The sequence below is a fragment of the Aurantimonas marianensis genome, from assembly GCF_024195285.1.
In the GTDB taxonomy this organism is placed as follows: Bacteria; Pseudomonadota; Alphaproteobacteria; order Rhizobiales; family Rhizobiaceae; genus Aurantimonas; species Aurantimonas marianensis.
Window position 1 is genome coordinate 1 of sequence record NZ_JALHBS010000020.1, and the last position, 26,125, is coordinate 26,125.

Consider the following 26,125-nt stretch of genomic DNA (forward strand, 5'->3'; position numbering starts at 1 on the left):
CGTATTCGGACGAGGTCAGAAGCTTCAGCGTCAGCGCGGAGCGCACAACGAGATCGCGCCAAAACGTCGGATAGGTGCCGCTCTGGACCCATTCGTGCCAGTAATCGCGTGTGCGCGACGACGCCTTGGCGACGTAACGATCATCGACCGTCGGCTGGTCCTTGCGACCCGGACAGAACGCCACATGGCAGGTCTCGCCCTCGGCCAGGCGGGCAGTGCCATGAACGGTTTCACCGTCGATCTCCAGGAGCATTTCCGTGTAGAAATAAACGATTTCGTTCGACCCTTCCCAACCGACGGTGAAACCCCCTTCGATCGACTGGATGACAGGCGGGCGCCGGCCATAGTCCGGCCGTGGCGCGATCGTCAGCTCGAAGGTGACCGCGCCCATGATGGCCTTGGCGCGCCGCACGATGCGGCCGGAGCCGTCCACCGGCATGAAGTCGCAGACCTCGCCGATGCCGTCATTATCCAGAAACCGGGTAATCAGGATGTTGGTGTCCGGCAGATACATCTGCCGATGCTTGCGCTCCTCCTTTCCGCCGCTGGCCGCCAGCCGGAAGAAACCACCGTTCTTCGGATCCAGGAGGCCGGCAAACAGCGTCGGCGAGTCGATGCTCGGATGGCAGAAAAAGTCGATGGTTCCATCTATGGCGACCAGGGCCAGCGTCCGCATGTCGCCGATCACGCCGTGATCGGCGATGCGGCTGGGAATATCAAACGCTTGCTTTGACGACATCGCTGACTCGTTCGTTCGCCGAGTTCCGGCGCTGCAGGATATCGGTCGCCGCGACATGAAGTAAAATCCGCATACCGCGATCAGCAGGGCGCCGGTGCGCGGCAGATGCGGGATTGAATGCCGCCACGCCCCCCGGTACAAGCCCGGCGTGCCTCTTTTGCTATATCGATCGGGGCGCGGCTTTTCTTACCGACAGGGATGGAAAATCGTGACCAGCGCGATCGAACGGGGGGTGAGGCGCGCTCTCGACAAGGGCAATGCGGCCGATCCGGAATTCCGCGTCACGGTCTATGAGGCGGCCGAGCGCGCCATGCTTCGCGTGGTGACGGAAAAGAATTGGAGCAAAGCGGCGGCGGATCGCCAACGCGACGAGTTGATGGCGGCGATCGAAGCGGTCGAAGCCGACTATCCTCCGGCGACACGTCACGATCTGCAAGGCGGGGAGGGAGCCCCGATCGACGCAGGGGGCGCCACATCCGGCGACGGCGAATACGCCTTCGCTGGCGAGGCATCCCGAGGCTGGCTCGATGACGAGGGACGAGATGTGCCGAGAGCGGCGCTCGAAGAACCGGTGGCGCCTGCGACCGCGGCCGACGACGCGCGGCTGGTGGGGGCGCACGGGATCGATCCGCCGCCGTCCTTTGCCGAGCGGGCGGAAGACCGCATCGCGCCGGCCGACGACGCCTGGTCGCCGGGCGGCCGCCGCGCACGGCCGACTCGGGGCACGCTCCTGCGCCTCGTGATCCCGGCGGTCGGCCTCGTCATCGTGCTTCTCATTGCTCTGGCCGCCTGGTTCGCACTGACACGCCCGTCATCTGACCTGTCGACTGCAAGGTCGGACGGGGAGGCCGCCGGAGGCCGTGTCCGTGCCGGATCGCCGGCCGGCCTCGCGGATGGGGCCTCTCAGCAAGGCTGGTTCGTGGTTTTCGCCGGCGGGCAAATCGACCGCGTGGCGGCCGAAACCGGTGGCCGTGTGAGAGCGATCGAGGGGGCAGGGGGGCGCGCCGCCGTCCAGATCGAGGGGCCGGCCGGTACGGAGGAGGCCGAAATCGCGCTACTGATCGGGCCTGGTGTGGTTGCCCGATTGGCCGGCCGGACGGTCCGAGGCGAATTGACTGTAGGCTCACCCGACGATACGCCGCGCGAGTTCACCATCCGGTGCCTGTTCGCCGGCGAAACGATCTGTGGACGGCAGCGGTTTTCGACGACAATCGGTGAGGAAACCTTCGTGTTCGACATGGAAGTGCCGGCAGGCGCCGACGGAGCAGCACAGCTTGCGATCGGTCCTGGCATCGGCAGGAACGCGCGCGACCTCAATGTCTACGGTTTTCGCCTTCGGCCGGTCGACTGAAGCGATGAGCGCAGCTGGTCCGGCGCAGTGCGGTAATCCGTCACCGTGTCATGGAAATCTGGCGGGACTGCCGTAGACTTGCCCGATGCAGATTCCATCGCGATTCGCAAATTTTCCGGCACCGGGATGTCGATGGCGTTGACCGGACGTTCAGAAGACGAACCGGGCGCCGACGCCACCCGCGCCATCGGTGTCGACCGCGCCAAGCGCACGAGCATCGCCGCGGCGGTGGCGCTTGGCGCTCTCGCCTGGTGGGTTCGCGAGGCGGCGATCGGCGCGCTGCTCGTGTTCGTCGTGCTCATGCTCGTCATGCACTGGCCGCGGGGACGGGGAGGCGCCAGCGGACGAGCTCCTGCCGCGGAGGGAACGCAGGTGGTCTGGCCGGGGCGGGGCATGAAGGCGGTCGTCGAGGCGCTTCAGGAACCGGGCTTCATCATCGACCGCGCGATGCTCTTGCGTTACCGCAATCCGGCCTCGCTGATCGCCTTCGGCACCATGGCGCTGGGCGACCCGATTTCGCTTCGCTTTCGCTCGCCGGAACTGCTCGCCACGATCGAGGGCGCCATCGCAAGCCTCCAGCCGGCGCGGGCCATGCTCGAGGAGCGCCGGCCCGAGCGGACCTGGCAAGCCGAGATCGTGGCGATACCGCCGCATCAGGGCGAGCGGCCGCATTTCTTCCTGATCTTGTTCCGAGACCGGACGGCGGAATTGCGGATCGAGCGCATGCGGACGGATTTCGTCGCCAATGCGAGCCATGAGCTGCGTACGCCGCTGGCCTCGCTGACCGGGTTCATCGAGACGCTCCAGGGGCCCGCCCGCAACGATGCCGCCGCGCGCGACCGCTTCCTGCGGATCATGCGGGAGCAGGCCGCGCGGATGTCGCGGCTGATCGACGATCTTTTGTCGCTGTCACGGATCGAGATGAAACGGCATATGCCCGTCGCGACGTCCGCCGATCTGGTGGCGGTCTTGAACAAGGTTCGATCACAACTGACTCCGCTCGCCGCGGAACTTGGCGTGACGATCGATTTTTCGCCGCCCGCGGAGGCGTTCGTCGTTGCCGGCGACGAGGACGAACTGATCCAGGTATTTTCCAACCTCGTCGAGAACGCCTGCAAATACGGTGAGAGTGGAAAGCGCGTCGAAATGGAGCTGTCGCGGAACCGAGAACGGGGCGAGCGGGTGATCGACGCATCAGTTCGCGATTTCGGTCCGGGCATTCCCGCCGAGCACGTGCCGCGGCTCACCGAGCGTTTCTACCGGGTGGATGTGGGCAGTTCGCGCGCCAAGCACGGCACCGGTCTCGGCCTGTCGATCGTCCGCAATATCCTTCTTCGCCATCGCAGCCGGCTTCTGGTCGTTTCGCGTATCGGTGAGGGGTCGGTCTTCACAGCCCGCTTCCCCGACCCGGGTCAGGAATCTGCTTAATCTGAAAAATCCATTAATAATCAATGATTTATGGTGTCATAAAAATGAGGTCAAGTTGTCATATAGAGTTCGTGCGACGTCGATAGAGGTGACGGCGAACCGTAGCCGCCAAGCAGGGTGGCACTCAACCGCTCGGTTCTCAACGAAACTCCTCAAGGAGACCTCCCCGTGAACAACAAGCTCATCGCCGGCCTCGCACTCGGCACCGCAATCGCTTTGACCGGCCAAGCCGGCGCGCAGAGCCGCGACCAGATCCAGATCGTCGGCTCTTCGACTGTTTTTCCCTACACTCAGGCCGTCGCGGAACAGTTCGCGAACCAGTCGGAGTTTTCCTCTCCGGTTGTCGAATCCACCGGTACCGGCGGCGGCATGAAAATCTTCTGCGAAGGCGTTGGCGCTCAGACCCCGGACATCACCGGCGCGTCGCGTGCCATGAAGCCGTCCGAGTGGGAGTTGTGCCAGAAGAACGGCGTGACCGACATCACCGAGGTGTTGCTCGGCTATGACGCGCTGTCGCTCGCGTCGTCGCAGAACGGCCCGGATCTGTCCGTCACCAAGGAGCAGCTCTACAAGGCGCTTGCCGCCGAAGTGCCCGTCGACGGCGAGATCAAGGCCAATCCGTACAAGAGCTGGAACGAGATCGATGCCTCGCTGCCCGCCGAGCCGATCCTCGTCTATGGCCCGCCGCCGACGTCCGGCACCCGCGACGCCTGGGTCGAACTCGTCATGGAGGAAGGCTGCGCCGAACTCCCAGAGATCGACGCTCTCGAAGAGGACCGCAAGGACGAAGTCTGCCAGCGCATGCGCACCGACGGCGCTTTCGTCGAGGCTGGCGAAAACGACAACCTCATCGTGCAGCGTCTGGAGTCGGATCCGAGCGCTTTTGGCATCTTCGGCTATTCCTTCCTGTTCGAAAACCAGGACAAGCTGAAGGGGGCGCAGGTCGGTGGCGTCACGCCGTCGGAGGAGACGGTGGAATCGGGCGAATATCCGGTTTCCCGTCCGCTGTTTGTCTACATCAAGAACGCCCATCGCGAGGCGATTCCCGGCCTTAACGAGTTCGTCGCGGAATATGTCAGCGAGAACGCGATGGGGCAGGATGGCTATCTGTTGGACCGCGGCCTCGTTCCGCTGAAGGCGGAGAAGCTGAAGGAAGTCCAGGACAAGACTGTGAACGGCGGCTCGATGGAAGCGCCTCAGGGCTGACATCCGGCGTTTCGTAACTTACGCCTTCAAGCAGTCCCGTCGGCCTGTCCGGGTCGACGGGACCCCAACGGAGCCTGGTCGTGCCTCTGAGCATCATCTTCGCCATTCCGGTGCTGTTGAGCATCGCCGGCTTCATTCTTGCCAGCCGCAAGGCGCGCCGTTCGGGCGCAGCGAGCGAAGCGCGGCTCCACTCGCTTCCCAAGTACCATGGCTATCTGGCGGTGCTGCTGGTGCTGGTGCCCAGTCTCACCTTGATCGTCGCCTGGCTGTTGCTCGAGCCGGCCGTACTGAACGCCTATATCCGCACGCTGCTGCCTTCGTCAGTGACGGACGGCCTCAGCCCATCCCGGCTCAGCCTCATCGTCGGCGAGGTCCGGCAGGCCGCGGTGGGTATCACCTTCGGCGAGCCCAGTGCGGCGGTTCTGGCAGCCGCGGAACGCTTCAAGAGCGCTGCCACCCTGTCGCGGTGGATCCTGGCGGCCCTCCTCCTGCTCATCGGAGCTGGCGCGATTGCCTGGGTGCTTTCGCGAGTCCGGGTGCGGTTCCAGGCACGCAACAACGCCGAGCGGATTCTGCGATGGTTGCTGATCGGTTGCGCAACCGTGTCGATCCTGGCCACGGCGGGAATTTTCTTTTCTCTGGTGTTCGAGGGGTTTCGATTCTTCGCGGTGGTCTCGCCGATCGAGTTCTTCTTCGGAACGAAATGGGACCCGCAGATCGCCATTCGTGCCGATCAGGTTGGCAGCACCGGCGCATTCGGAGCCGTGCCGATCTTCGTGGGAACCTTCGTCATCGCCACGACCGCGATGATCGTCGCTCTGCCCGTAGGGCTTTTCGCGGCGATCTACATGTCCGAATTCGCGCCGAGGTCGATCCGCGGCCTGGTCAAGCCACTCATCGAGGTCCTGGCTGGCATCCCGACCATCGTCTACGGCTTCTTCGCCGTTCTCGTGGTGTCTCCGGCGATACGGGGGGCGGGCGAAGTGGTCGGTGTCTCCGTCTCGCCGACGGCGGCAATCGTGCCCGGCCTCGTCATGGGCGTGATGCTCATTCCGTTCATCTCCTCGCTCACCGACGACGCGCTGAACGCCGTTCCCCAATCGCTGCGGGACGGTTCGTTCGGCCTTGGAGCCAACAAGGCGGAGACGGTGACGCGCGTCGTCCTGCCCGCGGCCCTTCCGGGCATCGTCGGCGGTGTGCTCCTGGCTTCGAGCCGGGCGATCGGCGAGACGATGATCGTGGTGATGGCCGCGGGCCTGACCGCCAATCTGAGCGCCAATCCGCTCGAAGGCGTGACGACGGTCACCGTCCAGATCGTCTCGCTGCTCACCGGCGATACGGAATTCGACAGCCCCAAGACACTCGCAGCCTTCGGTCTTGGTCTGACGCTGTTTATCGCCACGCTCGGCCTGAATCTCATCGCGCTGCAGGTCGTCAAGCACTTCCGGGAACAATATGACTGACATCGTGTCTTCAGGCGGCGAGTCCTCCCGCACGCAACAGTTGGTTCGCTCAAGCCTGAAACGACGCAAGGCCGCGCAGACGCGTCTCAAGCTGTACGGCATCACGGCGATCACCTTTGCCCTGGTCATGCTGGCGATCCTGGTCGGATCGGTCGTCACATCGTCCATGGGCGCTTGGACGCAGACCCAGGTCCGCCTCGAAATACCGCCGTTTTCCAGCGCCGAGGAGGCGGCGGAAAAAAGCCCTCGGGCAGCGGTCAACGAGGCGATCCTGTCGCTCTTTCCCGCGACGGAAGAACGCAAGGAGCGCCGCGCGATCACCACGGTGCTGAGCGACGGCGCGCAATACGACGTCGAGGATGCGATCGCCGCTGCCGGCGACGCCGTCACCGAGGGGCTCGATGTGTGGGTTCCGGTGTCCGACCCCTATGAGCAGCTCTACGAGGGCGTGATCGATCCCACCGTCGATGCCAGCCGGCGTCCGCTCAGCGACCGGCAGATCGAGGTCTATCAGGCGCTCGATCGGGACGGACGCATCCGCTCGACATTCGACTGGGGTCTGTTCACCAATGCCGACAGCCGGTTTCCGGAGCTGGCCGGCCTCAAAGGCGCGATCATCGGCTCGTTCTTCCTGCTCCTCGTTTGTCTCGCGGTGTCGGTGCCGCTCGGTGTCGGCGCCGCGGTCTATCTGGAGGAATACGCCAGAAAAAATCGCGTCACCGACTTCATCGAGATCAACATCAACAATCTCGCCGCGGTGCCGTCCATCGTCTTCGGACTCCTGGGGCTGGCGCTGTTCCTGGGCTTCTTCGGATTGCCGCGTTCCGCGCCTCTCGTCGGCGGATTGGTGTTGGCGCTGATGACGCTTCCGACGATCATCATCACCACGCGCAGCGCACTCAAGGGCGTGCCGCCATCGATCCGGGAAGCGGCGAGGGGCGTCGGCGCCTCCGAAATGCAGGTCATCGGCCATCATGTTCTTCCCGTGGCGTTGCCCGGCATCCTGACGGGCACGATCATCGGCCTGGCTCAGGCGCTTGGCGAGACCGCCCCGTTGCTCTTGATCGGCATGAATGCGTTCATCACGTCGGCGCCGTCCAGCATCGTGGACGCGTCGACCGCCCTTCCGACACAGATCTTCATCTGGTTCGACAGTCCCGAGCGGGGCTTCGTCGCGCGCACCAGCGCCGCGATCGTCGTGCTCTTGATGTTCCTAACGGTGATGAATCTCACCGCGGTTATTCTGCGCCGCCGTTTCGAGAGGCGCTGGTGATCTTGCGACAGGAATCCGTCATGTTGAACGATATGAAAACGACGCCGGTGAAGGAAGCCGCAGTGCGAGCGAACCGCCCGATCAAGATGCGCGGCGAAAAGGTGTCGGTCTACTACGGCCAGAAACAGGCTTTGTTCGATGTCGATCTGGACATCGAGGAGCGTCAGGTCACAGCCCTGATCGGCCCTTCCGGCTGCGGGAAATCGACCTTCCTGCGCTGTCTCAACCGGATGAACGATCCGATCGACATCGCGCGGGTCGAAGGCCATATCACGCTCGACGGCCAGGATGTCTACGACCCCGACATCGACGTCGTCGAATTGCGGGCCCGGGTCGGCATGGTCTTCCAGAAACCCAACCCGTTTCCGAAATCGATCTTCGACAACGTCTCCTATGGACCCCGTATCCACGGCCTGGCGAAATCCAAGGCCGAGATGGAGGACATCGTGGTCACGAGCCTTCGCAAGGCCGGCCTCTACGAGGAAGTCAAGGACCGTCTCGACGAGCCGGGTACGGGTCTGTCGGGCGGCCAGCAGCAACGCCTGTGCATCGCCCGCGCCATCGCGGTGTCGCCGGAGGTGATCTTGATGGACGAGCCGTGTTCGGCGCTTGATCCGATCGCGACCGCCAAGATCGAGGAACTGATCGACGAGTTGAAGCAGAACTACACGATCGTCATCGTGACCCACTCCATGCAGCAGGCGGCGCGGGTTTCGCAGCGCACCGCAATGTTTCATCTGGGCAGCCTCGTAGAGGTCGGGGCGACGGAGAAGATGTTCTCCAATCCCGACGACAAGCGGACCCAGGATTACATCACCGGGCGCTTCGGGTGAGCAAAAAGAACGAGGAGACCGCACCGATGACCGAGCATACCGTGACGTCCTACGAGGACGAACTGAAATTCATCGTGCGCCGGATTTCGGAGATGGGAGGCCAGGCCGAGCGCATGGTCGAGCAAGCCGTCGCGGCCTTGATGCGCAGCGACTGGGATCTGGCGCAGTCAGTGGTCGCCGATGACGTGCTGCTCGACGCGGCTCAGCGCGACCTCGACGAACGGGCGATCCGGACCATCGCCAAGCGCCAGCCGATGGCCGTCGATCTGCGCGAGATCGTCGGCGCGATCCGGATCTCCAACGACCTGGAGCGCATCGGCGACCTGGCCAAGAACATCGCCAAGCGCGTCATCGCCGTGCACGATCATTCGCAACCGGTGCAGCTCGTGCGTGGGATCGAGCATCTGTCCGAGCTGGCGCTGGTGCAGTTGAAGGAAGTACTCGACGCCTATGGCGAACACGATCACCTTCGGGCAATGGCGGTTCGTGACAATGACGAGCAGATCGACGCGATGTACACCTCGATCTTTCGCGAACTGCTGACCTACATGATGGAGGATCCGCGCAACATCACCGCCTGCACGCATCTTCTGTTCAGCGCCAAGAACATCGAGCGGATCGGCGATCACGCGACCAACATTGCCGAGACGATCTACTACATCCAGACCGGCGAGCAGATGGAGGCCGAGCGTCCCAAGGGCGACACGACGCCATCCTTGGTGCAGCAGGGGTCCAACCTGCCGCCCGCCGGCCCCGAAGGGTAAAGGTCATGGTTACACGCATCGCGGTGGTGGAGGACGAGGACGCGCTCGGCGTCCTGCTGCGTTACAATCTGGAAGCCGAAGGCTACCAGGTCGATGTCATCACCCGGGGCGACGAGGCGGACCTGCGCCTCAAGGAAGAGTTGCCCGACCTCCTCATCCTGGACTGGATGCTGCCGGGCCTGTCCGGCGTCGAGCTCTGCCGCAGACTTCGTCAGCGCGGCGAGAGCGAAAAACTGCCGATCATCATGCTGACCGCCCGGGGCGAGGAAAGCGAACGCATCCGCGGCCTGTCGGTCGGCGCCGACGACTATGTGGTCAAGCCGTTCTCGACGCCGGAACTGATCGCCCGGGTCCGGGCGATGCTGCGACGGGCAAAGCCCGAGAAAATCTCCAAGCTGTTGGCCGCCGGCGATATCGATCTCGACCGCGAGAACCACCGTGTTCGCCGGGCAGGCCGCGAAATCAGGCTGGGCCCGACCGAGTTCAAGCTGATGGAATTCTTCATGCAGTCACCGGGGCGCGTGTTCTCGCGTGAGCAACTGCTCGATGGCGTCTGGGGTCGGGACATCTATGTGGATGAGCGCACCGTCGACGTCCATGTCGGACGGCTGCGCAAGGCCATCAATCGCGGCCGCGAGCGAGATCCGATCCGGACCGTTCGCGGTGCCGGCTACGCGCTCGACGAGCAATTCTCCGCCACCAAATCGTCGGCAAGAAGGGCGGTGGAGCGCGCGCAACCGTAACATGATGCCAGGTTCCGCCGGCCCGGTATCGATCGCCGCCGCGGTTCCGCTCCACAAGGAGACCGCCGGACGGCGGTCCCGCTTTCCAAGCGAAAATGAAGATAGCGCGCTTGTCAGCGCACCCGGCGGCGCTCGGAAGCCGGCTGGAAAGCCAACGATGCGTGATATTCGCAGTAGGGCGAAGACTCGTTCGAACCGTTGCCGCAAAAGTGGAAACCCGGCTTCAACGGATCGCCCACCGGCCATTTGCAGGTGCTCTCGGTCAGTTGGACAAGGCTAAGCTTGCGCGCGATCGGCACCACTTCGCCGGATTGGCGTTGAGGCTCCGCGATCACTTCCGCCACCTCCTCGGGCTCCATTTTCAACGCCGTCGCACCGTGTGTACGAGGCATCGAGCGAGCCGAAACCGACCGTGCCGCCACGATACGGGTCGGCTGCACCATTTCGACCGTCTCGACTTCCTTCAAATGGTGCGACGCCTGACGCTCCACAACCGGCGCGGCGACATTGGAAGCCTTCGCGCGCGATTCCAGCTTCAGCCTGTGAACCTTTCCGATCACGGCATTGCGGCTGACGCCGCCCAGTTTGTCGGCAATCTGGCTGGCACTGAGGCCCTCCGTCCAAAGCTGCTTCAGCAACTCCACGCGTTCGTCGGTCCAGCCCATGACAAGCTCCTTACAGCAAAAATAGGTGGCGGGCGGAATCCTTCACCCCGCGCAAACCGTTGCGAGAGGGGGTGCACTACATCTATTGAGGAACTAGGTCCGCCGCACGAAATCTAGTATCTTGATCGCAATTTAGCCCATCGCTGGACTCTGTGACAAGAGTCCAGCGTGCCACACGCGAATCGTTTTGGCGCTTTTCCCCAGGCTTGTGGGTTAAGGGGGCGTTAACCGACCCCGTGAATTTTTCGCGGCACGCGGGGGACGCCGAATTCGCATTCCATTGCGGTCCGATCCCAGTCGCCCGTTTCGGCCGCCGCCTCGTAGGTCGTCTGCAAGAACCGCATCAACGTCGCGTCCGGATCGGCGCTGGTGCGAACTGCTTCATATGGCAGCAGGAACTCTCCGAGCTTCGCGTCGAAGCGCGCGGCGACCGGCTCCACGGAACGGTCCGCAAACCCCTCCGGCACGGGGTAGGCGTAGGAATAGAACATCGCCTCGTCGATACCACCGCCGCCCGGCCAGAACCCTGCCGAAGAGACCTCGTGACTGTAGGCCTCACGCGTCACCGCGTCCGGCAAGTTCGGAAAACCGCCAGGATGTATAGGCGCGGGGCGGCCGGAAAAACGTGTCACGGCGAGATCGAACGAGCCCCAGAAGAGATGCACCGGGCTGACCTTGCCGACAAAGCCCGTGCGAAAACGTGTGAAAACACGATCGATCTGGATAAGGGCCTGGTGGAAGCGCCGCACCGCGTCGCCGTCGTAGGGCCGCTCGTCGGTGTCGGAGGCGAATGGAACGACGTCCGGCAGTTCGTTCGGGTGGCCATGAATGGTAGGCTCGCCGCCTACGGACATGACCAATCGCTTGGTGCGGTTGAAAAACGCGGCGACGCTCATCGGCTCCAGCGGAAAGCTTTCACGCGAACCGCTTGCGGCTTCGGCCACAAGAGCATGGTCGCAAAAGTCGAACCGAAGCGTGACGGCGCCGCCGGGATCCGGGATCGGACCCGTCGTCAATCCGCGTGGGGTGACATAGAGGGTGGCATGCCAGGAATGATTGACCCAGGGGGTATGGGCGAGCCGATATTTGCCGACGATCTGCGACCACAGATGAAGGGCCTTGCAGGTCTCCTGCCAGGCCGGAAAGGAGATGGCGGGCCACTCAGGCTTCATTCAATCGACCTCGTCCCGGAAAATGCCCTCGCGGCGAAGGCGGTTGCCGACGCGGCAAACGATCGCTTCCGATACTATCCTTCCGGGGGTTTCATTGACACCCGCCCGACCCGCCGTGGTATAGCTCGGTTTCCGACACCTTCGGAGCGACCCGCAAAGCCTGCCCTTTCGGCAGGCTTTGACGTTTCCAGAACCTGATCCGTGACGATCCCGCCGGGAGCCGCACCGGATCATCAGCGAAGTCGATCGCCATGGCTGACAGCAAGGACCATCAATCGCCTCTTTTCGAGACCTACGCCCGCGCCGATCTCGCCTTCGAGCGCGGCGAGGGCGTCTGGCTGGAGACGCGCGATGGCCGACGTTACATGGATTTCGGCGGTGGCATCGCGGTCAATTCTCTCGGCCATGCCCATCCGCATCTTGTCGCCGCGCTCAAGGAGCAGGCGGAGAAGCTCTGGCATGTCTCCAATCTTTACGAGATTCCCGGCCAGCGGCGCCTCGCCGAGCGATTGACCGCCGCGACCTTCGCCGACCGCGCCTTTTTCACCAATTCTGGCGCCGAGGCGCTGGAATGCGCGATCAAGACCGCGCGGCGCTATCATTTCGTCAGGGGCGCGCCCGAGCGCTTCCGGATTCTAACCTTCGAGGGCGCGTTCCACGGTCGCACTCTCGCGACGATCGCAGCCGGCGGCCAGAAGAAATATCTCGAAGGCTTCGGCCCGAAGGTCGAGGGCTTCGATCAACTGCCGTTCGGCGACCACGAAGCGCTGAAACAGGCCGCGGCCGCGCCGGACGTCGCCGCGATTCTGATCGAGCCGATTCAGGGGGAAGGGGGCATCCGCGCGGTTCCGCCCCAGTGCCTGCGGGGATTGCGTGAACTCTGCGACAAGCATGGCATTCTGCTCATCTATGACGAGGTGCAGACCGGGATTGGACGAACCGGCACGCTCTACGCTTACGAGCATTCGGGTGCCGTGCCCGATATCCTGGCTTCGGCCAAAGGGCTCGGCGGCGGGTTCCCGATGGGGGTGTGCCTGGCGACGGCGGAAGCGGCCATCGGCATGACGCCAGGAACCCACGGCACGACCTATGGCGGTAATCCCCTGGCCATGGCCGTGGGCAACGCGGTGCTGGATATCGTGCTGGCGGACGGTTTCCTCGATCACGTCCGCGACACAGCGCTGTTGTTCAAGCAGTCGCTGGCCTCGCTCGCCGATCGCTATCCCGACGTCGTCGAGGAGATCCGCGGCGAAGGCCTTTTGATCGGCCTCAAGGCCAAGGTACTCAACACCGACTTGGTGGCAGGCATGCGTGAAGCGGGGCTCCTGGCGGTTCCGGCCGGCGACAATGTCGTCCGACTCCTGCCGCCGCTGATCCTGACGGCCGACGAAGTCCGGGAAGGGATGGTCCGTATCGAAGCCGCCGTTGCATCCCTGTCGCTGGGCAACCAGCGCAAGAGCGCATGAGGCCGAAATCATGGTGAATGGACATCCCAAGCATTTTCTCGATATCGCGGCGGTCGAAAAGGACGACCTGCGAGCCATCATCAGCGACGCGACGACGCGCAAGGCGCTCGGTCGAAACGGTCCGAAGCCGCTCGCCGGCAAGGTGCTGGCGATGATCTTCGACAAGCCCTCGACCCGCACCCGGGTGTCGTTCGACGTCGCCATGCGTCAGCTCGGAGGCGAGACGCTGTTTCTGTCGGGCGCTGAAATGCAGCTTGGCCGTGAGGAGACGATCGCCGACACGGCACGGGTGCTCTCGCGCTATGTCGATGCGATCATGATCCGTACGACCGCGCACGCGCGACTGATGGAACTGGCCGAATTCGCCACCGTGCCGGTGATCAACGGGCTGACCGACGACACGCACCCCTGCCAGATCATGGCCGATCTCCTGACCTTCGAGGAAAAGCGCGGACCGGTACGCGGCAAGACCTTCGCCTGGACCGGCGACGGCAACAATGTCCTGTCGTCCTTCGTCGAGGCGTCTGCCCGGTTCGATTTTTCGCTGCGGGTCGCGACGCCCGCCGGATCGGGGCCCGACATGCGCTTCGTCGAGTGGGCTCGCAATGCGGGGGCCTCGATCCTAACTACCGACGATCCGGTGGAAGCGGTGAGCGGCGCCGATTGCGTCGTCACCGATACCTGGGTGTCCATGGGCCGCGAGGAGCAAGCGCGCGGCCACAATGTCTTCATGCCCTATCAGGTGAACGAGCGCCTGATGACGCATGCCAAGCCCGAGGCGCTTTTCATGCATTGTCTCCCGGCCCATCGCGGCGAGGAAGTGACCGACGCGGTCATCGACGGCCCGCAGTCGGTCGTCTTCGACGAAGCCGAGAACCGGCTGCACGCCCAGAAGTCGATCCTGGCCGGGGGTTTCGACGAGGTCGGGACGGGTCCGGCGGAGCGGGGCGCGGGTAGGACGCATGGCTGAGGCGGAACGCGCGCTCGGCGAGTTCGGCTATGCCGGCGACGACGCCGTGGTCCCCTTCAACGTCGAGGCGCTGGAAGCGCGCGGCCGGGCGGTCCAGCTCGGTCCCATGCTGGATCAGATCCTCGGGCGTCACGATTATCCCGAGCCGGTGTCGCGCCTGCTTGCCGAGATGATCGCGCTGACCGTCCTGCTCGGCACGTCGCTGAAATTCGACGGCAAATTCATCGCCCAGACCCAGACGGACGGGCCGGTGGACCTTCTCGTCGTCGATTTCGCCACGCCGTCGAGCGTCAGGGCCTATGCCCGCTTCGACGAGGCCAAGCTGCAAGCCGCGATTGACGCGGGGACGGCGAATTCCGAGACGCTTCTGGGCAAGGGCGTCATGGCGCTCACCGTCGATCAGGGCGCCTATATGCAACGTTACCAAGGAATCGTCGAGCTGAACGGCACGTCGATGGAAGAGGTGGCGGAGGCCTATTTCCGCCAGTCGGAGCAGATCCCGACGGCGGTCAAGCTGGCTGTCGCCAGGATCGCACGGCGCGGCGAGCACGGCTTCGTCGAGGGCTGGCGGGCCGGCGGGCTGATCGCGCAGTTCCTGCCCGAGGCGCCGGAGCGCATGCGTCTGCCCGATCTGCCGGGCGGCGACGCGCCGGAAGGCGTCGACGATCCCGAGGGGAGCTTCGAGCCGGACGACGCTTGGGTCGAGGTCCGCGCGTTGGTCGACACGATCGATGCGTCCGAGCTGGCCGACCCGGACGTCGGCGTGGAGCGCCTGCTGTTCCGGCTGTTTCACGAGCGCGGGGTGCGGGTGTTCCCGGCTAATCCGGTCGCCGACGACTGTTCCTGCACGCGCGAGCGAATTCGGGATGTCCTGTCGAATTTTTCCCGGGAGGAGATCGGCGAGAGTGTCGAGGACGGCAGGATCGCGGTCACCTGCGAGTTCTGTGGCGAGGGCTACGAGTTCGACCCGGCGGAATTCGAGGCCGACGCGACGTCGGGCGACGCGCCGGCTTCAGAATAGACGGATCAGACCGCGTTCAAATCGATGGTCTCGGCCTAATTCAGCACCCGCTGTCGCATCGGTACGTCCAGCGAGAACGCCGGGATATCCACCGTGAAGAACCTGCCGTCGAGGCCCTGCATCTCGTAATGGCCGCGCATGAAGCCGGAGGATGTGCCCAGCGGGCAGCCGGAGGTGTAGGTGAAGCTGTCACCAGGCGACAGCACCGGCTCTTCCCCGATGACGCCAGGGCCGCGAACCTCCTCGACATGACCGTTGGCATCAGTGATGTGCCAATATCGTGATCGCAGTTGCGCCGGTTCACGGCTGCCGTTGGTGATTTCGACCGTGTAAGCCCAGAACCAGCGACCGGCGTCCGGTTGGGACTGGTCCTCAAGATAGGCGGGTATCACAGTGACCGTGATCTCGTGGGTCGTCGCCTTGTACATGGCCCGTTCCAAATGCCTGTCGCCTCGCCGCGCCCTTTATCGCGGTGCCGCGCGCCACGGTCAATCGGGCTTCATGGGAAGTTCGAGACGGGGAAGACTTTGCTTGACGGTGTCCTGAAGAAACGGATTGACCCGACGATGGACCGGCTGGCCGCCGTCCTGTGTCGCCGGGGCGTCGGCGCGAACGCCGTCACGGTCGCCGGCCTCGTTCTCGGTCTGGCCGCCGCGGCGACGATCGCCTTCGGCTTACTCTGGGCGGGGCTGGCCCTCTTGCTGCTGTCCCGGCTCGCCGACGGGCTCGACGGGGCGGTGGCGCGGCAGACCCGTCCCACCGATCTCGGCGGCTATCTCGACATCGTCTTCGACTATGTCTTCTACGGCGCGATCCCGCTCGCCTTCGCGATTCTCGATCCGGCGGCGAACGGGCTGGCGGCGGCGGTTCTCCTGATGAGCTTCTATGCCAATGGCGCGAGCTTTCTTGCCTTCGCGATCATGGCCGAGAAACGCAAGCTCGCCACCGAGCAGCGTGGCAGAAAGTCGCTGTTCTTCACCACCGGGCTCGCGGAGGCGAGCGAGACGATCGTGACTTTCGTACTGTTCTGTCTGTTTCCGCAATATTTCGCCGTCATCGCCTATGTCTTCGCGGCGATGACGACCTGGACCTTCGTGTCGCGAATCCGGCTGAGCCTCAAGAGCTTCGGCTGAACCGGCGGTCTTTCACCGGACCGCCGTCAGGGCGCCTTCGAGATCCTCCATCAGATCCTCGACATCCTCCAGCCCGACCGACAGGCGCAGCAAACCGTCGGAGATGCCGAGTTCGGCGCGCGCCTCCGGCGAGAGGTTCTTGTGGGTGGTCGTCGCCGGATGGGTGATCAGGCTCTTGGCGTCGCCGAGATTGTTCGAGATCAGAATGATCTCCAACGCATTCGAGAAGGCGAAGGCGGCCCGCTTGCCGCCATTGACCTCGAAGGCGAGCAGGGTCGAGCCGCCGCTCATCTGCCGCACGATGACGTCGGCGTCCGGATGATCGGCGCGGCCGGGGTAGAGTACCTTCGCGATCTCCTGCCGCTCGATGAGGAAATCGGCGATGCGCGCCGCCGACCGGGTCTGATGGGCGACCCGCAGCGGCAGCGTCTCAAGGCCCTTCAGCAGCGTCCAGGCATTGAACGGCGACAATGACGGGCCGGTATGGCGGAAATAATCGTGCAGATACTCGTCGATCCAGTTCTTCGAAGAGAGGACGATACCGCCGAGACAGCGGCCCTGACCGTCGATGTGCTTGGTCGCGGAATAGACGACGACGTCGGCGCCAAGCTCCAGCGGCCGTTGCTGCATCGGCGTGGCGAAGACGTTGTCGACGACCAGACGGGCGCCGGCCGCATGGGCGATCTCGGCGACCGCGGCGATGTCGATGACCTCCAGCGTCGGATTGGTCGGCGACTCGAGGAAAAACACCTTGGTCTCCGGCCGCACGGCGGCGCGCCACGCATCGAGGTCGCGGCCGTCGATCAGCGTGCAGGCGACGCCGCAGCGCGCCAGCACGGTCTCGACGACATAACGGCAGGAGCCGAACAAAGCGCGGGCCGCGACGACATGGTCGCCGGCCGTCACCTGGCACTGCATGGCGGCGGCGACCGCAGCCATGCCGGACGCGGTGGCGCGCGCATCCTCGGCGCCTTCCAGCGCCATCATCCGCTCCTCGAACATGCGCGTCGTCGGGTTGGCGTAGCGGCTGTAGATGAAGCCGGGCTCCTCGCCCTTGAAACGCGCCTCGGCGGCCTCGGCGCTGTCGTAGACGAAGCCCTGGGTGAGGAACAAAGCCTCGGAAGTTTCGCCGAAACCCGAGCGCATGGTGCCGCGATGGACCATCGCCGTAGCCGGCCTCAACTTGCGCCCGCCATCCGCTTTCTTCAGCATCGCTTTTTCTCCGAACAACAAAAAACCGGCCGCGGCATGCCGCGAGGCCGGTCCATCGAGTACCCCATCGTCGGATCGGCCCTTTAGCGACTTGTTTTACGTGGCTGCAAGCCGGCCGGCCAAATCACCACTCTCGACTTTGCAAATAGACCTGATCCCGTTAGGCGTCAATCGAGGACCAAACGGCCGCCCGCGGGCGAAGCATATACCGGCAATGACGGGACAATTGATGACCGACGGAATTTTGCCCGATCGCGAGATCGCGGCGCTGTTCGAGAATGACGCGATCGTCGCGCCGATTGAGCGCGATGCCGACCAGATCCAGCCGGCCAGCCTCGATTTGCGGCTGGGACCGAAGGCATACCGCGTCAGGGCAAGCTTTCTGCCGGGGCAGGGGCGGACCGTCGCCGAGCAGCTCGCGCGCTTCCAGTTGCACGAATTCAGCCTGGCCGAGGGCGCGGTGCTGGAAACCGGCTGCGTCTACGTCGTTCCGTTGCTAGAAACCCTCGAACTGCCGGAGGATGTCCGGGCGACGGCAAACCCCAAATCCTCGACCGGCCGGCTCGACATCTTCACGCGGGTGCTCGCCGACGGGGGGCAGGAGTTCGACAAGCTGCCCGCCGGCTATCAAGGACCGCTCTATCTCGAAATCTCGCCGCGCACCTTTCCGATCCTGTTGCGGCAGGGCTCGCGCCTGTCGCAGATCCGTTTTCGCACCGGCGAACCGCTGCTGTCCGAGGCGGAATTATCGGATCTTCACGCCCATGAACGGCTGACGACAGCGCTCGAGGCCAACATCTCCGGCGGCGGTATCGCGCTGTCGATCGACCTTGCCGGGGGCGCCGACGGGCTTGTCGGCTATCGCGGCAAGCGGCACACGGGCGTCGTCGACGTCGACCGCCGCGGGGCCTATCCGCTGGCCGATTTCTGGGAGCCGATCCATCGCGGCAAGACCGGCGAACTCGTGCTCGATCCGGACGAGTTCTACATCCTCGTGTCCAAGGAAGCGGTGCATGTGCCGCCCGCCTTCGCGGCGGAGATGACGCCCTTCGATCCGCTGGTCGGCGAGTTCCGCGTCCATTACGCCGGCTTCTTCGACCCGGGCTTTGGCCATTCGGCGGCCGGGGGAACGGGAAGCCGTGCCGTGCTCGAGGTCCGCAGTCACGACGTGCCGTTCATCCTCGAGGACGGGCAGATCGTCGGGCGGCTGGTGTATGAGCGGATGCAGGCTTTGCCCGACCGCCTCTATGGCCTCGATCTCAAATCGAACTACCAGGCCCAGGGCCTGAAGCTGTCGAAGCATTTCGTTTGAGGCGGGTGGACCTGGCGAGGTGCGAATAAACGCCGTGCGGCAGCGTATCCGCTATGGATAGTGCGGCGATCCCGGCCTATATCTGGTTTCGGCGGGCTGCGCGGTGCGACAGGGGTAACATTATCTCGGGGCCTTAGTCATTCCCAGGGAGCTGTCCCTGCCTTGGCTCGTGGGCCGGGGCACACGGCGCCCACCTACTCTGTAGGTTCCCGGGTTCGACATCTCCATCGGCCGGGTGGCTCGCCATTCTCGTTCCGGCCATGTGTCGGGACGATCGTCTTCGGGTGGCCCGGCCCTTGCTCGCATCTTTTTCTTGCTCATCACGGGTGATATCCCACACTCCCATTCGCAGGGTGACGAGGGACCACGACATGCGGCAAGAAAAGCAGCGTCTACGCGCGCAAGCGCTGGCGCGGCGAGATGCGATGACGGAGAAAGCGCGAATCGAAGCCTCGCTCGCGGTCGTCGACCGCTGCACGGATCTGGTCGCGGTCGAGCCCGGCTCCGTCGTCTCCGGCTTCCTGCCGATCCGCACCGAAATCGACATCAGGCCATTGATGATGGCGCTGGCCGACCGGGGCGCGCGGCTGTGCGTCCCGGCGATCGTGGAGGACCGGCTGCGGTTTCGGGAGCTTCTGCGCGGCGCACCGCTGGAGCCCCAGGGCTTCGGCACCTACGCGCCGGCACCGGACGCGGCGGTTCTCGATCCCGATGTCATGCTGGTGCCGTTGGCGGCGTTCGATCGAAGCGGCGGCCGCATCGGCTATGGTCGCGGCTATTACGACGCGGCGATCGCCGAACTGCGCGACAAGGGCAAGGCGCCGCGCCTGATCGGCGTCGGCTTCGCGGTGCAGGAAGTGGACGTCGTGCCGACCGAGCCCCATGATATCCCGCTGCATGCGATCGTCACCGAGCGCGAGGCGATCCTTCGCGATGGGCCGTGATCAGCGCTGTTTCTGGCGTCCGAGGATCAAGGCCCAATAGGGCTGGCCGTTGCTGCCGGTCGCGGCGGAAAAACCGATCTCGGTCACGTTGGGATTCAACAGATTGCGGCGGTGGCCCGGGGAGTTCTTCCAGCCGGCGATGACGGCTGGCGTCGAACGGTAGTTCCAGCCGATATTTTCCGAGACGGCCGCCCAGTTATAGCCGAACGACGTCACGCGGCTCGGCAGCGCGCCGTCGAGCGAATGGCTGAGATCGCCGCGCGCCGCCATCGCCCGGGCCTGCCGGTCGGCGGCCTTGTCCAGCACGGCGTCGAAGCGGACGGACCCAAGCCCGTTTTGCGCCCGGAAGGCGTTGATCGAGGCGAGGGCCGTCCCGCGATCCACCGAGAGCGGCTTGGTCGAGGTGACGTCGATCGCCCCCGTCGCGCCGACACAGGCGGCAAGGAGCGCGACCGGAAAAAGGACCAGAAATCGCGTAAGAGCGAGTCTCAATCCGTTTGCACGACGCTGAATGAATGCTTTCATGACTTTGCAACACCCTCAGGTAGTCGATGCCCGTTCCGGTGCGCGACCGGATGCGGCGCTCGTCGTTCTTCCTTCAACGCACCATCGTCCTAGCTTGGTGCGCAGGACCGCGGACCGCAAAGGACTAGGCATGATCGATCGCTTCCCCTGGCCACGCCTGCAAGGCCAAGAACCCGTCATCATGTCGGAAGAATGTTCACCGAAGTATGAAGACGCTCCCATCGAGGCGGGACTTTTCAGCCGGCGCGGGCGCGACTGATGCGTTTTCTCTTTCTTGGCGACATGGTCGGCCGGTCGGGCCGCAGCGCCGTCTACGACAAGCTGCCCGGCCTGATTTCCGACTGGAAGCTCGATTTCGTCGTCGTCAACGGCGAGAACTCGGCCGGTGGTTTCGGCATTACCGAAGAGATTTTTCTGCGGACATTGGAGGCCGGCGCCGACGCGATGACCACCGGCAACCATGTCTGGGATCAGCGCGAGGCCTTGGCGTTCGCCACGCGCCATGATCGCTTCATCCGGCCGGCCAATTATCCCAAGGGCACGCCGGGCAACGGGTCGGGGCTGTTCGAAGCCAGAAACGGCGCGCGCGTGCTCGTGGCCAACATCATGGGCCGGGTGTTCATGTCGCCGGATCTGAACGACCCTTTCGCCTGCGCCGACGAACTGGTCTCCGCCTGTCCGCTCGGCGAGCAGGCCGACGCGATCGTGATCGACTTTCATGCCGAGGCGACCAGCGAGAAGCAGTGCTTCGGGCATTTCCTCGACGGCCGGGTGAGCCTCGTCGTCGGTACCCATACCCATGTTCCGACGGCCGACTACCAGATCCTCGTCGGCGGCACGGCGTATCAGTCGGACGCGGGCATGTGCGGCGACTATGATTCCTCCCTCGGCATGGAAAAGGAGGAGCCGATCAACCGCTTCGTCGCCAAGGTGCCGCGCGGCCGCTTCGAGGCGGCACAGGGGCCCGCGACGCTCGCCGGTCTTGCCGTCGAGATATCCGACCGTACCGGCCTTGCCGAGAAAATCGCGCCGGTTCGGATCGGGCCGAGGCTTTCCGGCGCATTGCCGGAATTTTGGTAGCGGCCCTCTGTCCTTCGGCGCGGCGCGCTCCAGACTTCCGACGGAGCATCGGATCGATAAAAAAACCGATTCCATTTTCTGGTCCGCTGCTCCAGCCGACCTTTCGCGCTTCAGGAGCCCCGATGGCCGACTTCTTTGCCTTCCTCGCCGACCCCACCGCTTATGCGGCCCTCATCACACTGATCGTGATGGAGGTGGTGCTTGGCATCGACAATCTGATCTTCATCTCGATCCTGTCGAACAAGCTGCCGGAAGAACACCGGCAGCGGGCCCGCCGCATCGGTATCGGTCTCGCGCTGATCCTGCGGCTGGGGCTGCTGTCGACCGTGGCCTTCATCGTGCAGCTCACCGAACCGCTGTTCGAGGCTTTCGACCACGGCTTTTCCTGGCGTGACCTCATCCTCATCGCCGGCGGGCTGTTCCTCGTCTGGAAGGCGACGAAGGAAATCCATCACAGCGTCGATCCCGACGATCACCCGGACACAATGATCGGCAAGGCCGCGACGCTGAGCTTCGGCGCCGCGATCTTCCAGATTCTGCTGCTCGATCTGGTGTTTTCGATCGATTCGATCATCACCGCCGTCGGCATGACCGACGAGCTCGGAATCATGTTCATCGCCGTCATCGTTGCCGTCGTCGTGATGCTGGCCGCGGCCGGACCGCTGTCGCGCTTCATCGAGGCGAATCCGACCATCGTCATGCTGGCGCTCGGCTTTCTCCTGATGATCGGCATGACGCTGATCGCCGACGGCTTCGGCGTGCATGTGCCGAAGGGCTACATCTACGCCGCCATGAGCTTTTCGGCCCTGGTCGAAGGGCTGAACATGCTGGCGCGGCGCAAGCGGCAGAAGGCCGCGGCATTGAAAGCTGGGACGGGCGGCACCGTCCCGGCGCAAGCGCATGGCGGGCCGCCGACGATCGGTTGAGCGGGGCGAGACAGCGCGGCGTCACACACCGGCGAGAACGATCACCGTCGGCCGGCTGGGAAGCGTGCGGAGCGAGACGGTGAAACTGTTTTCCGCGCGCCGGTCAACCGCGAAGTCTGGCAGCCGATCGAGGAACCGGTCGATCGGCCCGCGAAAGCGATGCATCGGCAGGACGATCGAGGAGCGCAGCCGCTTGGCGATCTCGCCCATGCCCTCCTGGCTGAGCGTATAGCCGCCGTCGACAGGCACCATCAAAATGTCGAGACGGCCAATCTGTGCGTAATCCTCGTCGGTCAGGCGATGATGCAGATGGCCGAGATGGCCGATGCACAGCCCCGCCACCTCGAAGATGAAGATCGAGTTGCCGTCCGGCTCAAGTCCACGGCCGATGGAGCGGATGTCGGTCGGTACGTTGCGCACATACATGTCGTCGACGGTAAGGGCATGACGAGCGGGGCCGCCCTGCGGATTCCAGCCCTTCAGGACATGATCGATCGCCGGGTCGGGAAACTCCGTGAAATGGGTCGTGTGCGCCCTGTTCATGGTGGCGACGTCCGGTACGGTCGGACCGGCGAAACCGGAATAGTCGGTGGCCGCCGTTACGCCGTTGGGGCTTTCGATCAGATAGGTCGAATGATGGACATAGGTGATGCGAACCTCGTCCCGGCCGCGTTGGGCCAGGCGGATGGGCGCCTTCGCGTCCAGAAAGACGTAGGTCGCGCGGAGTGTCTGAGGGAGGTTTTCCGCAACGGCGATGCAGGTGCTCGGAACGGACTGGGCGGCGGCCTCGCGCGGCGCGAGGATCAGCAAGGCTGCGAGCAAAGCGAAGGCGAAGACACGGTGCATTGGCTGGATCCTTTGAAGCGACGGGCCGGGCGGCCCAAAGCGGTCACAAATCGAAGCCGTCGCCCGCCGGCTTCGCAGGTGTGGTGCCGACCGGTGGCACCAGCATCGTGCGCTCTTTCAGGAACGGGTGGATGTTGACCGCCTCCCGCAACTGCGCCTGGGCCAGCCGAAACCGCCCCTGACGCATCAGGATATGTGCCCGTCCGGCCATGGCCGCGAAATGCCTGGGTTCGAGTTCGATGGCGCGATCGACGTCTTCGAGCGCGCCGTCGAAATCGTCCTGCAGGAAGCGGATGAAGCCGCGCTGGTTGAAGGCCTCGGCGTAAGCCGGCGCACGCGTGATCGCTTTATCGAGGAGTTGGCGTGCGCCCGCGAAATCGTAGTCGCCGCGCCGCTTCATGGCGTCGTCGACGAGGCGCCGCGCGATGGGATCGGGCGCCGCGCTCATCCAGAAACGCCAGATCGCGGTCTCCGCCGCGCGTCCCTCGGCTTCCGATGTCGCGCTTTTCAATGCGGCGAAGAGCTCCGCCGGCGCGGCCTCGACGGCAATGGCGCCGGCGGATTCCTCCTGTGGTGTCTCAGCCGTCGCCACTCCGGCAGGGGGCGCAAGAAGGGCGGGGAGTACCGCGAAGCGTCGAGCCATCGCACCCCATCGAATGCCATCGAGTCGCATATCCCGATCTCCTTCATCTGGTCGATCGACATGATGGCGGCCGTACGACCATGACCGGTGACGGCTCGCCGACCATCAAGCAAGGCTAGCGCATGGAGCGTCGGGACGAAATCATATTGGCGTCATCGCCGAAGTCGGTCGCGGCTACATGTCGTCGCACCGGAATCAACACCGTTCGCCAGCGGCGAGCATCTCCCGCCACCGCGCGACGATCCTCTGCGAGCCATCCTCCGGCTGGCGGTCATAGGCGAGTTCGTCCGGTCCAATCGCCACGAAGGGCTGTTTCGAGCGCACCCAGATATGCCCCGCCGGTGCCAGCCATGACGTGTCGTCCAGCGTGCCGGCCTTGATGTTGAGGCGATCCGGATTGCCCTCCGAGCGATGCTGGATGCGCACGCCGCATTCGGGACAGAAGTCGCCGAGCCGGACCGTGCCGCTTTCCGAACTGCGCCGGGTGGTTCTCAAGGTGCCGGTGATGACGACGCTGGCGGACTCCACGCGCAGGCTCTCGCCATAGGCGCTCGACGTGTGGCGCTGGCATTCGGTGCAATGACAAAGGTAGAAGGCGAAGGGGACTTTCCGGATTTCATAGCGGACTTGGCCGCACTGGCAGCCGCCGGTGAGCGGCAGAGCCGGGAGACGCACACTGAGACGGTGCTTTCCCCGGTCGGCATCGGGCGGGCGGATATCAGGCATCGCGAACCTCGTTCTGGACGTTTCCCGCGGCATTTTTTATATGACAGGCAGCTTTTCTTCCAATCCGATCGACAGGTTTTCCATGGCCGGCCATTCACAGTTCAAGAACATCATGCACCGGAAGGGTCGTCAGGACGCTGTCCGATCGAAGATGTTCTCCAAACTCGCGCGCGAGATCGTGGTCGCGGCGAAGGCTGGCCTTCCCGACCCGTCGATGAATGCGCGCCTGCGGCTGGCGATCAACAACGCCAAGGCCCAGTCGATGCCTAAGGACAATATCGACCGGGCCATCAAGAAGGCCTCCGGCGGCGACAGCGAGAACTACGACGAGGTCCGCTACGAGGGCTACGGACCCGGCGGCGTTGCCGTCATCGTCGAGGCGCTGACCGACAACCGCAACCGCACCGCCTCGAACGTGCGTTCCTATTTCACCAAATCCGGCGGCGCGCTCGGCGAAACCGGATCGGTCGCGTTCATGTTCGATCATGTCGGCGAGATCATCTATGCGGCTTCGGTGGGCGATGCGGACACGGTGATGGAAGCGGCGATCGAGGCCGGCGCGGACGACGTGATCTCCGACGAGAGCGGCCACACGATCATCACCGCCTTCGAGGATATCAACGAGGTGTCGACGGCGCTGGAGCAATCCCTCGGCGAGGCGGAAAGCGTCAAGGCGATCTGGCGGCCCCAGACCGGCACCCCGGTCGACGAGGACAAGGCCGAAAGCGTCATGCGGCTGATCGGCAATCTCGAAGACGACGACGACGTGCAGAACGTCTATGCGAATTTCGAGGTTGACGACGAGGTGATGGCGAAGCTTTCGGCCGCCTGAAGTGCGCCGATCTCCGCCTCCCTCCGATCCTTCCGATGCGTTTTTGCGAGGCGCTCCCCTTTTGTTCTCTTTCTGTTTATGATTTGCCTGTCTGATGCGCTCCGAGTCGGCTGGGATCGGAGGTTAAGGAAGTGTTGCAGGAGGCACCCATTCGCATCATCGGCATCGATCCGGGTCTTCGGCGCACCGGCTGGGGCGTCGTCGAGACCCTCGGCAATTCGCTGCGCTTCGTTGCGAGCGGCACGGTGACCTCCGACAACAAGCTGGATCTCGCCTCCCGGCTTCGCCAGCTGCATGACGGGCTGACCGAGGTGATCCACCATTATCAGCCCGACGAGGCGGCGGTCGAGCAGACCTTCGTGAACAAGGATGCCGTCGCCACGCTCAAGCTCGGCCAGGCGCGCGGCATCGCCATGCTGGTGCCGGCGCTCGCCGGCCTGCCGGTCGCCGAATACGCGCCCAACGCGGTGAAGAAAGCGGTCATCGGCGTCGGACATGGCGACAAGAAGCAGATCCACATGATGGTCAAAGTGCTGATGCCGAAGGCCAGCTTCGACACCGATGACGCGGCCGACGCGCTCGCCATCGCCATCTGCCACACCCATCATCGCCAATCGGCACAGGCCCGGGCGTTGATGGCGGGGCGCTGAGGGGGCACGCGGCCAGTGTCGCGCGCAGTGGACGTGGCAGGAATGTTCTTGACTTGTTCCAATCGCATCGCTAGGTAATACTTTACAGGTATTACTTTTCCCGTTGCCGAAGTGGAAGGCCCGATGCGCGTCACTGAAAAGGGGCAGGTCACGATTCCCAAGGCGATCCGCGATCATCTTGGCATCGTGCCGGGCAGCGAGG

The 26,125-nt window shown here is 64.3% G+C and carries 29 protein-coding genes, 1 other RNA gene and 1 riboswitch; of the genes, 21 read left to right on the forward strand and 9 right to left on the reverse strand.

Going from position 1 to position 26,125, the window contains the following annotated elements:
* Window positions 1–739: trehalase-like domain-containing protein (locus tag MJ956_RS03770; RefSeq protein WP_253963145.1), on the reverse strand; the 739-nt coding region annotated here is incomplete at its 3' end.
* Between the two features lie 208 nt (window positions 740–947).
* On the opposite strand from MJ956_RS03770, the gene MJ956_RS03775 reads away from it, so the two are divergent.
* From MJ956_RS03775 to phoB, 8 genes are all read left to right on the forward strand, one after another.
* Entirely contained in the window at window positions 948–2,090 is a 1,143-nt protein-coding gene (locus MJ956_RS03775; RefSeq protein ID WP_253963146.1) for a hypothetical protein, read from the forward strand.
* A 138-nt stretch (window positions 2,091–2,228) separates the two neighbouring features.
* Window positions 2,229–3,518 (forward strand): ATP-binding protein, encoded by a 1,290-nt coding sequence (locus tag MJ956_RS03780; RefSeq protein ID WP_423724793.1) that lies wholly within the window; start codon window positions 2,229–2,231, stop codon window positions 3,516–3,518.
* Between the two features lie 168 nt (window positions 3,519–3,686).
* Complete coding sequence (locus tag MJ956_RS03785) at window positions 3,687–4,724, forward strand: substrate-binding domain-containing protein (protein WP_253963147.1); 1,038 nt, start codon at window positions 3,687–3,689, stop codon at window positions 4,722–4,724.
* An 80-nt stretch (window positions 4,725–4,804) separates the two neighbouring features.
* Window positions 4,805–6,187, forward strand: a complete 1,383-nt coding sequence (pstC, locus tag MJ956_RS03790) for a phosphate ABC transporter permease subunit PstC (protein ID WP_341482690.1) — start codon at window positions 4,805–4,807, stop codon at window positions 6,185–6,187.
* Window positions 6,180–7,460, forward strand: a complete 1,281-nt coding sequence (gene pstA / locus MJ956_RS03795; RefSeq protein ID WP_253963148.1) for a phosphate ABC transporter permease PstA — start codon at window positions 6,180–6,182, stop codon at window positions 7,458–7,460. Before pstC ends, pstA begins: the two co-directional genes overlap by 8 nt.
* A 20-nt stretch (window positions 7,461–7,480) precedes the next feature.
* Window positions 7,481–8,293, forward strand: coding sequence for a phosphate ABC transporter ATP-binding protein PstB (gene pstB / locus MJ956_RS03800; RefSeq protein ID WP_253963149.1), 813 nt, complete (start codon window positions 7,481–7,483; stop codon window positions 8,291–8,293).
* Between the two features lie 26 nt (window positions 8,294–8,319).
* Entirely contained in the window at window positions 8,320–9,057 is a 738-nt protein-coding gene (gene phoU, locus MJ956_RS03805; RefSeq protein ID WP_253963150.1) for a phosphate signaling complex protein PhoU, read from the forward strand.
* 5 nt (window positions 9,058–9,062) lie between these two features.
* Window positions 9,063–9,800, forward strand: coding sequence for a phosphate regulon transcriptional regulator PhoB (gene phoB / locus MJ956_RS03810; RefSeq protein WP_253963151.1), 738 nt, complete (start codon window positions 9,063–9,065; stop codon window positions 9,798–9,800).
* Window positions 9,801–9,913: 113 nt separating this feature from the next.
* Here phoB and MJ956_RS03815 read toward each other — a convergent pair whose 3' ends face one another.
* The gene (locus tag MJ956_RS03815) at window positions 9,914–10,465 is read right to left on the reverse strand and encodes a GcrA family cell cycle regulator (RefSeq protein WP_253963152.1); all 552 of its coding nucleotides are present in this window, start codon (window positions 10,463–10,465) and stop codon (window positions 9,914–9,916) included.
* 224 nt (window positions 10,466–10,689) lie between these two features.
* The gene (locus tag MJ956_RS03820) at window positions 10,690–11,637 is read right to left on the reverse strand and encodes a DUF5996 family protein (protein ID WP_253963153.1); all 948 of its coding nucleotides are present in this window, start codon (window positions 11,635–11,637) and stop codon (window positions 10,690–10,692) included.
* A 251-nt stretch (window positions 11,638–11,888) separates the two neighbouring features.
* On the opposite strand from MJ956_RS03820, the gene MJ956_RS03825 reads away from it, so the two are divergent.
* Genes MJ956_RS03825 through MJ956_RS03835 form a run of 3 tightly spaced genes read left to right on the forward strand, consistent with a single transcriptional unit; the run spans window position 11,889 to window position 15,094 of the window.
* Window positions 11,889–13,103, forward strand: a complete 1,215-nt coding sequence (locus MJ956_RS03825; RefSeq protein WP_253963154.1) for an aspartate aminotransferase family protein — start codon at window positions 11,889–11,891, stop codon at window positions 13,101–13,103.
* 10 nt (window positions 13,104–13,113) lie between these two features.
* Entirely contained in the window at window positions 13,114–14,073 is a 960-nt protein-coding gene (argF, locus tag MJ956_RS03830) for an ornithine carbamoyltransferase (protein ID WP_253963155.1), read from the forward strand.
* Window positions 14,066–15,094: an Hsp33 family molecular chaperone gene (locus tag MJ956_RS03835; RefSeq protein ID WP_253963156.1), complete on the forward strand. Its 1,029-nt coding sequence runs from the start codon at window positions 14,066–14,068 to the stop codon at window positions 15,092–15,094. Before argF ends, MJ956_RS03835 begins: the two co-directional genes overlap by 8 nt.
* Before the next feature lie 35 nt (window positions 15,095–15,129).
* On the opposite strand, the gene apaG is transcribed toward MJ956_RS03835, so the two are convergent.
* The gene (gene apaG / locus MJ956_RS03840; protein WP_253963157.1) at window positions 15,130–15,522 is read right to left on the reverse strand and encodes a Co2+/Mg2+ efflux protein ApaG; all 393 of its coding nucleotides are present in this window, start codon (window positions 15,520–15,522) and stop codon (window positions 15,130–15,132) included.
* 99 nt (window positions 15,523–15,621) lie between these two features.
* On the opposite strand from apaG, the gene MJ956_RS03845 reads away from it, so the two are divergent.
* On the forward strand, window positions 15,622–16,227 hold the full coding sequence (locus tag MJ956_RS03845) for a CDP-alcohol phosphatidyltransferase family protein (RefSeq protein WP_253963158.1): 606 nt from the start codon (window positions 15,622–15,624) through the stop codon (window positions 16,225–16,227).
* Between the two features lie 12 nt (window positions 16,228–16,239).
* Here MJ956_RS03845 and MJ956_RS03850 read toward each other — a convergent pair whose 3' ends face one another.
* Window positions 16,240–17,439: an O-succinylhomoserine sulfhydrylase gene (locus MJ956_RS03850; RefSeq protein ID WP_253963159.1), complete on the reverse strand. Its 1,200-nt coding sequence runs from the start codon at window positions 17,437–17,439 to the stop codon at window positions 16,240–16,242.
* 63 nt (window positions 17,440–17,502) lie between these two features.
* A riboswitch (SAM riboswitch) is annotated at window positions 17,503–17,580 on the reverse strand.
* 85 nt (window positions 17,581–17,665) lie between these two features.
* Between MJ956_RS03850 and MJ956_RS03855 the strand changes: the two genes are divergently transcribed.
* The 3 genes from MJ956_RS03855 (at window position 17,666) to MJ956_RS03865 (ending at window position 19,695) form a co-directional block, all read left to right on the forward strand.
* The gene (locus MJ956_RS03855) at window positions 17,666–18,751 is read left to right on the forward strand and encodes a 2'-deoxycytidine 5'-triphosphate deaminase (RefSeq protein ID WP_253963171.1); all 1,086 of its coding nucleotides are present in this window, start codon (window positions 17,666–17,668) and stop codon (window positions 18,749–18,751) included.
* 90 nt (window positions 18,752–18,841) lie between these two features.
* Window positions 18,842–18,997: non-coding RNA, 6S RNA (gene ssrS / locus MJ956_RS03860), on the forward strand.
* Window positions 18,998–19,122: 125 nt separating this feature from the next.
* Window positions 19,123–19,695, forward strand: coding sequence for a 5-formyltetrahydrofolate cyclo-ligase (locus tag MJ956_RS03865; protein ID WP_253963160.1), 573 nt, complete (start codon window positions 19,123–19,125; stop codon window positions 19,693–19,695).
* On the opposite strand, the gene MJ956_RS03870 is transcribed toward MJ956_RS03865, so the two are convergent.
* A complete protein-coding gene (locus MJ956_RS03870; protein WP_253963161.1) occupies window positions 19,696–20,187 on the reverse strand; it encodes a CAP domain-containing protein in 492 nt (163 codons plus the stop codon).
* Between the two features lie 163 nt (window positions 20,188–20,350).
* Here MJ956_RS03870 and MJ956_RS18740 point away from each other — a divergent pair, with 163 nt between their 5' ends.
* The 3 genes from MJ956_RS18740 (at window position 20,351) to MJ956_RS03880 (ending at window position 22,226) form a co-directional block, all read left to right on the forward strand.
* Window positions 20,351–20,479 (forward strand): hypothetical protein, encoded by a 129-nt coding sequence (locus MJ956_RS18740; RefSeq protein WP_256477722.1) that lies wholly within the window; start codon window positions 20,351–20,353, stop codon window positions 20,477–20,479.
* Complete coding sequence (locus MJ956_RS03875; protein WP_253963162.1) at window positions 20,479–21,300, forward strand: TIGR00282 family metallophosphoesterase; 822 nt, start codon at window positions 20,479–20,481, stop codon at window positions 21,298–21,300. Before MJ956_RS18740 ends, MJ956_RS03875 begins: the two co-directional genes overlap by 1 nt.
* Window positions 21,301–21,422: 122 nt before the next feature.
* Window positions 21,423–22,226, forward strand: coding sequence for a TerC family protein (locus tag MJ956_RS03880; protein WP_253963163.1), 804 nt, complete (start codon window positions 21,423–21,425; stop codon window positions 22,224–22,226).
* Window positions 22,227–22,247: 21 nt separating this feature from the next.
* On the opposite strand, the gene MJ956_RS03885 is transcribed toward MJ956_RS03880, so the two are convergent.
* From MJ956_RS03885 to MJ956_RS03895, 3 genes are all read right to left on the reverse strand, one after another.
* A complete protein-coding gene (locus tag MJ956_RS03885; protein ID WP_253963164.1) occupies window positions 22,248–23,072 on the reverse strand; it encodes an MBL fold metallo-hydrolase in 825 nt (274 codons plus the stop codon).
* 43 nt (window positions 23,073–23,115) lie between these two features.
* The gene (locus MJ956_RS03890) at window positions 23,116–23,745 is read right to left on the reverse strand and encodes a tetratricopeptide repeat protein (RefSeq protein WP_253963165.1); all 630 of its coding nucleotides are present in this window, start codon (window positions 23,743–23,745) and stop codon (window positions 23,116–23,118) included.
* A 165-nt stretch (window positions 23,746–23,910) separates the two neighbouring features.
* On the reverse strand, window positions 23,911–24,441 hold the full coding sequence (locus tag MJ956_RS03895; RefSeq protein WP_253963166.1) for a GFA family protein: 531 nt from the start codon (window positions 24,439–24,441) through the stop codon (window positions 23,911–23,913).
* An 82-nt stretch (window positions 24,442–24,523) separates the two neighbouring features.
* Here MJ956_RS03895 and MJ956_RS03900 point away from each other — a divergent pair, with 82 nt between their 5' ends.
* The 3 genes from MJ956_RS03900 to MJ956_RS03910 all read left to right on the forward strand — a co-directional run.
* Complete coding sequence (locus MJ956_RS03900) at window positions 24,524–25,273, forward strand: YebC/PmpR family DNA-binding transcriptional regulator (protein WP_253963167.1); 750 nt, start codon at window positions 24,524–24,526, stop codon at window positions 25,271–25,273.
* Window positions 25,274–25,404: 131 nt separating this feature from the next.
* The gene (gene ruvC / locus MJ956_RS03905; protein WP_423724795.1) at window positions 25,405–25,923 is read left to right on the forward strand and encodes a crossover junction endodeoxyribonuclease RuvC; all 519 of its coding nucleotides are present in this window, start codon (window positions 25,405–25,407) and stop codon (window positions 25,921–25,923) included.
* Between the two features lie 123 nt (window positions 25,924–26,046).
* Window positions 26,047–26,125: AbrB/MazE/SpoVT family DNA-binding domain-containing protein (locus tag MJ956_RS03910; RefSeq protein WP_253963172.1), on the forward strand; the 79-nt coding region annotated here is incomplete at its 3' end.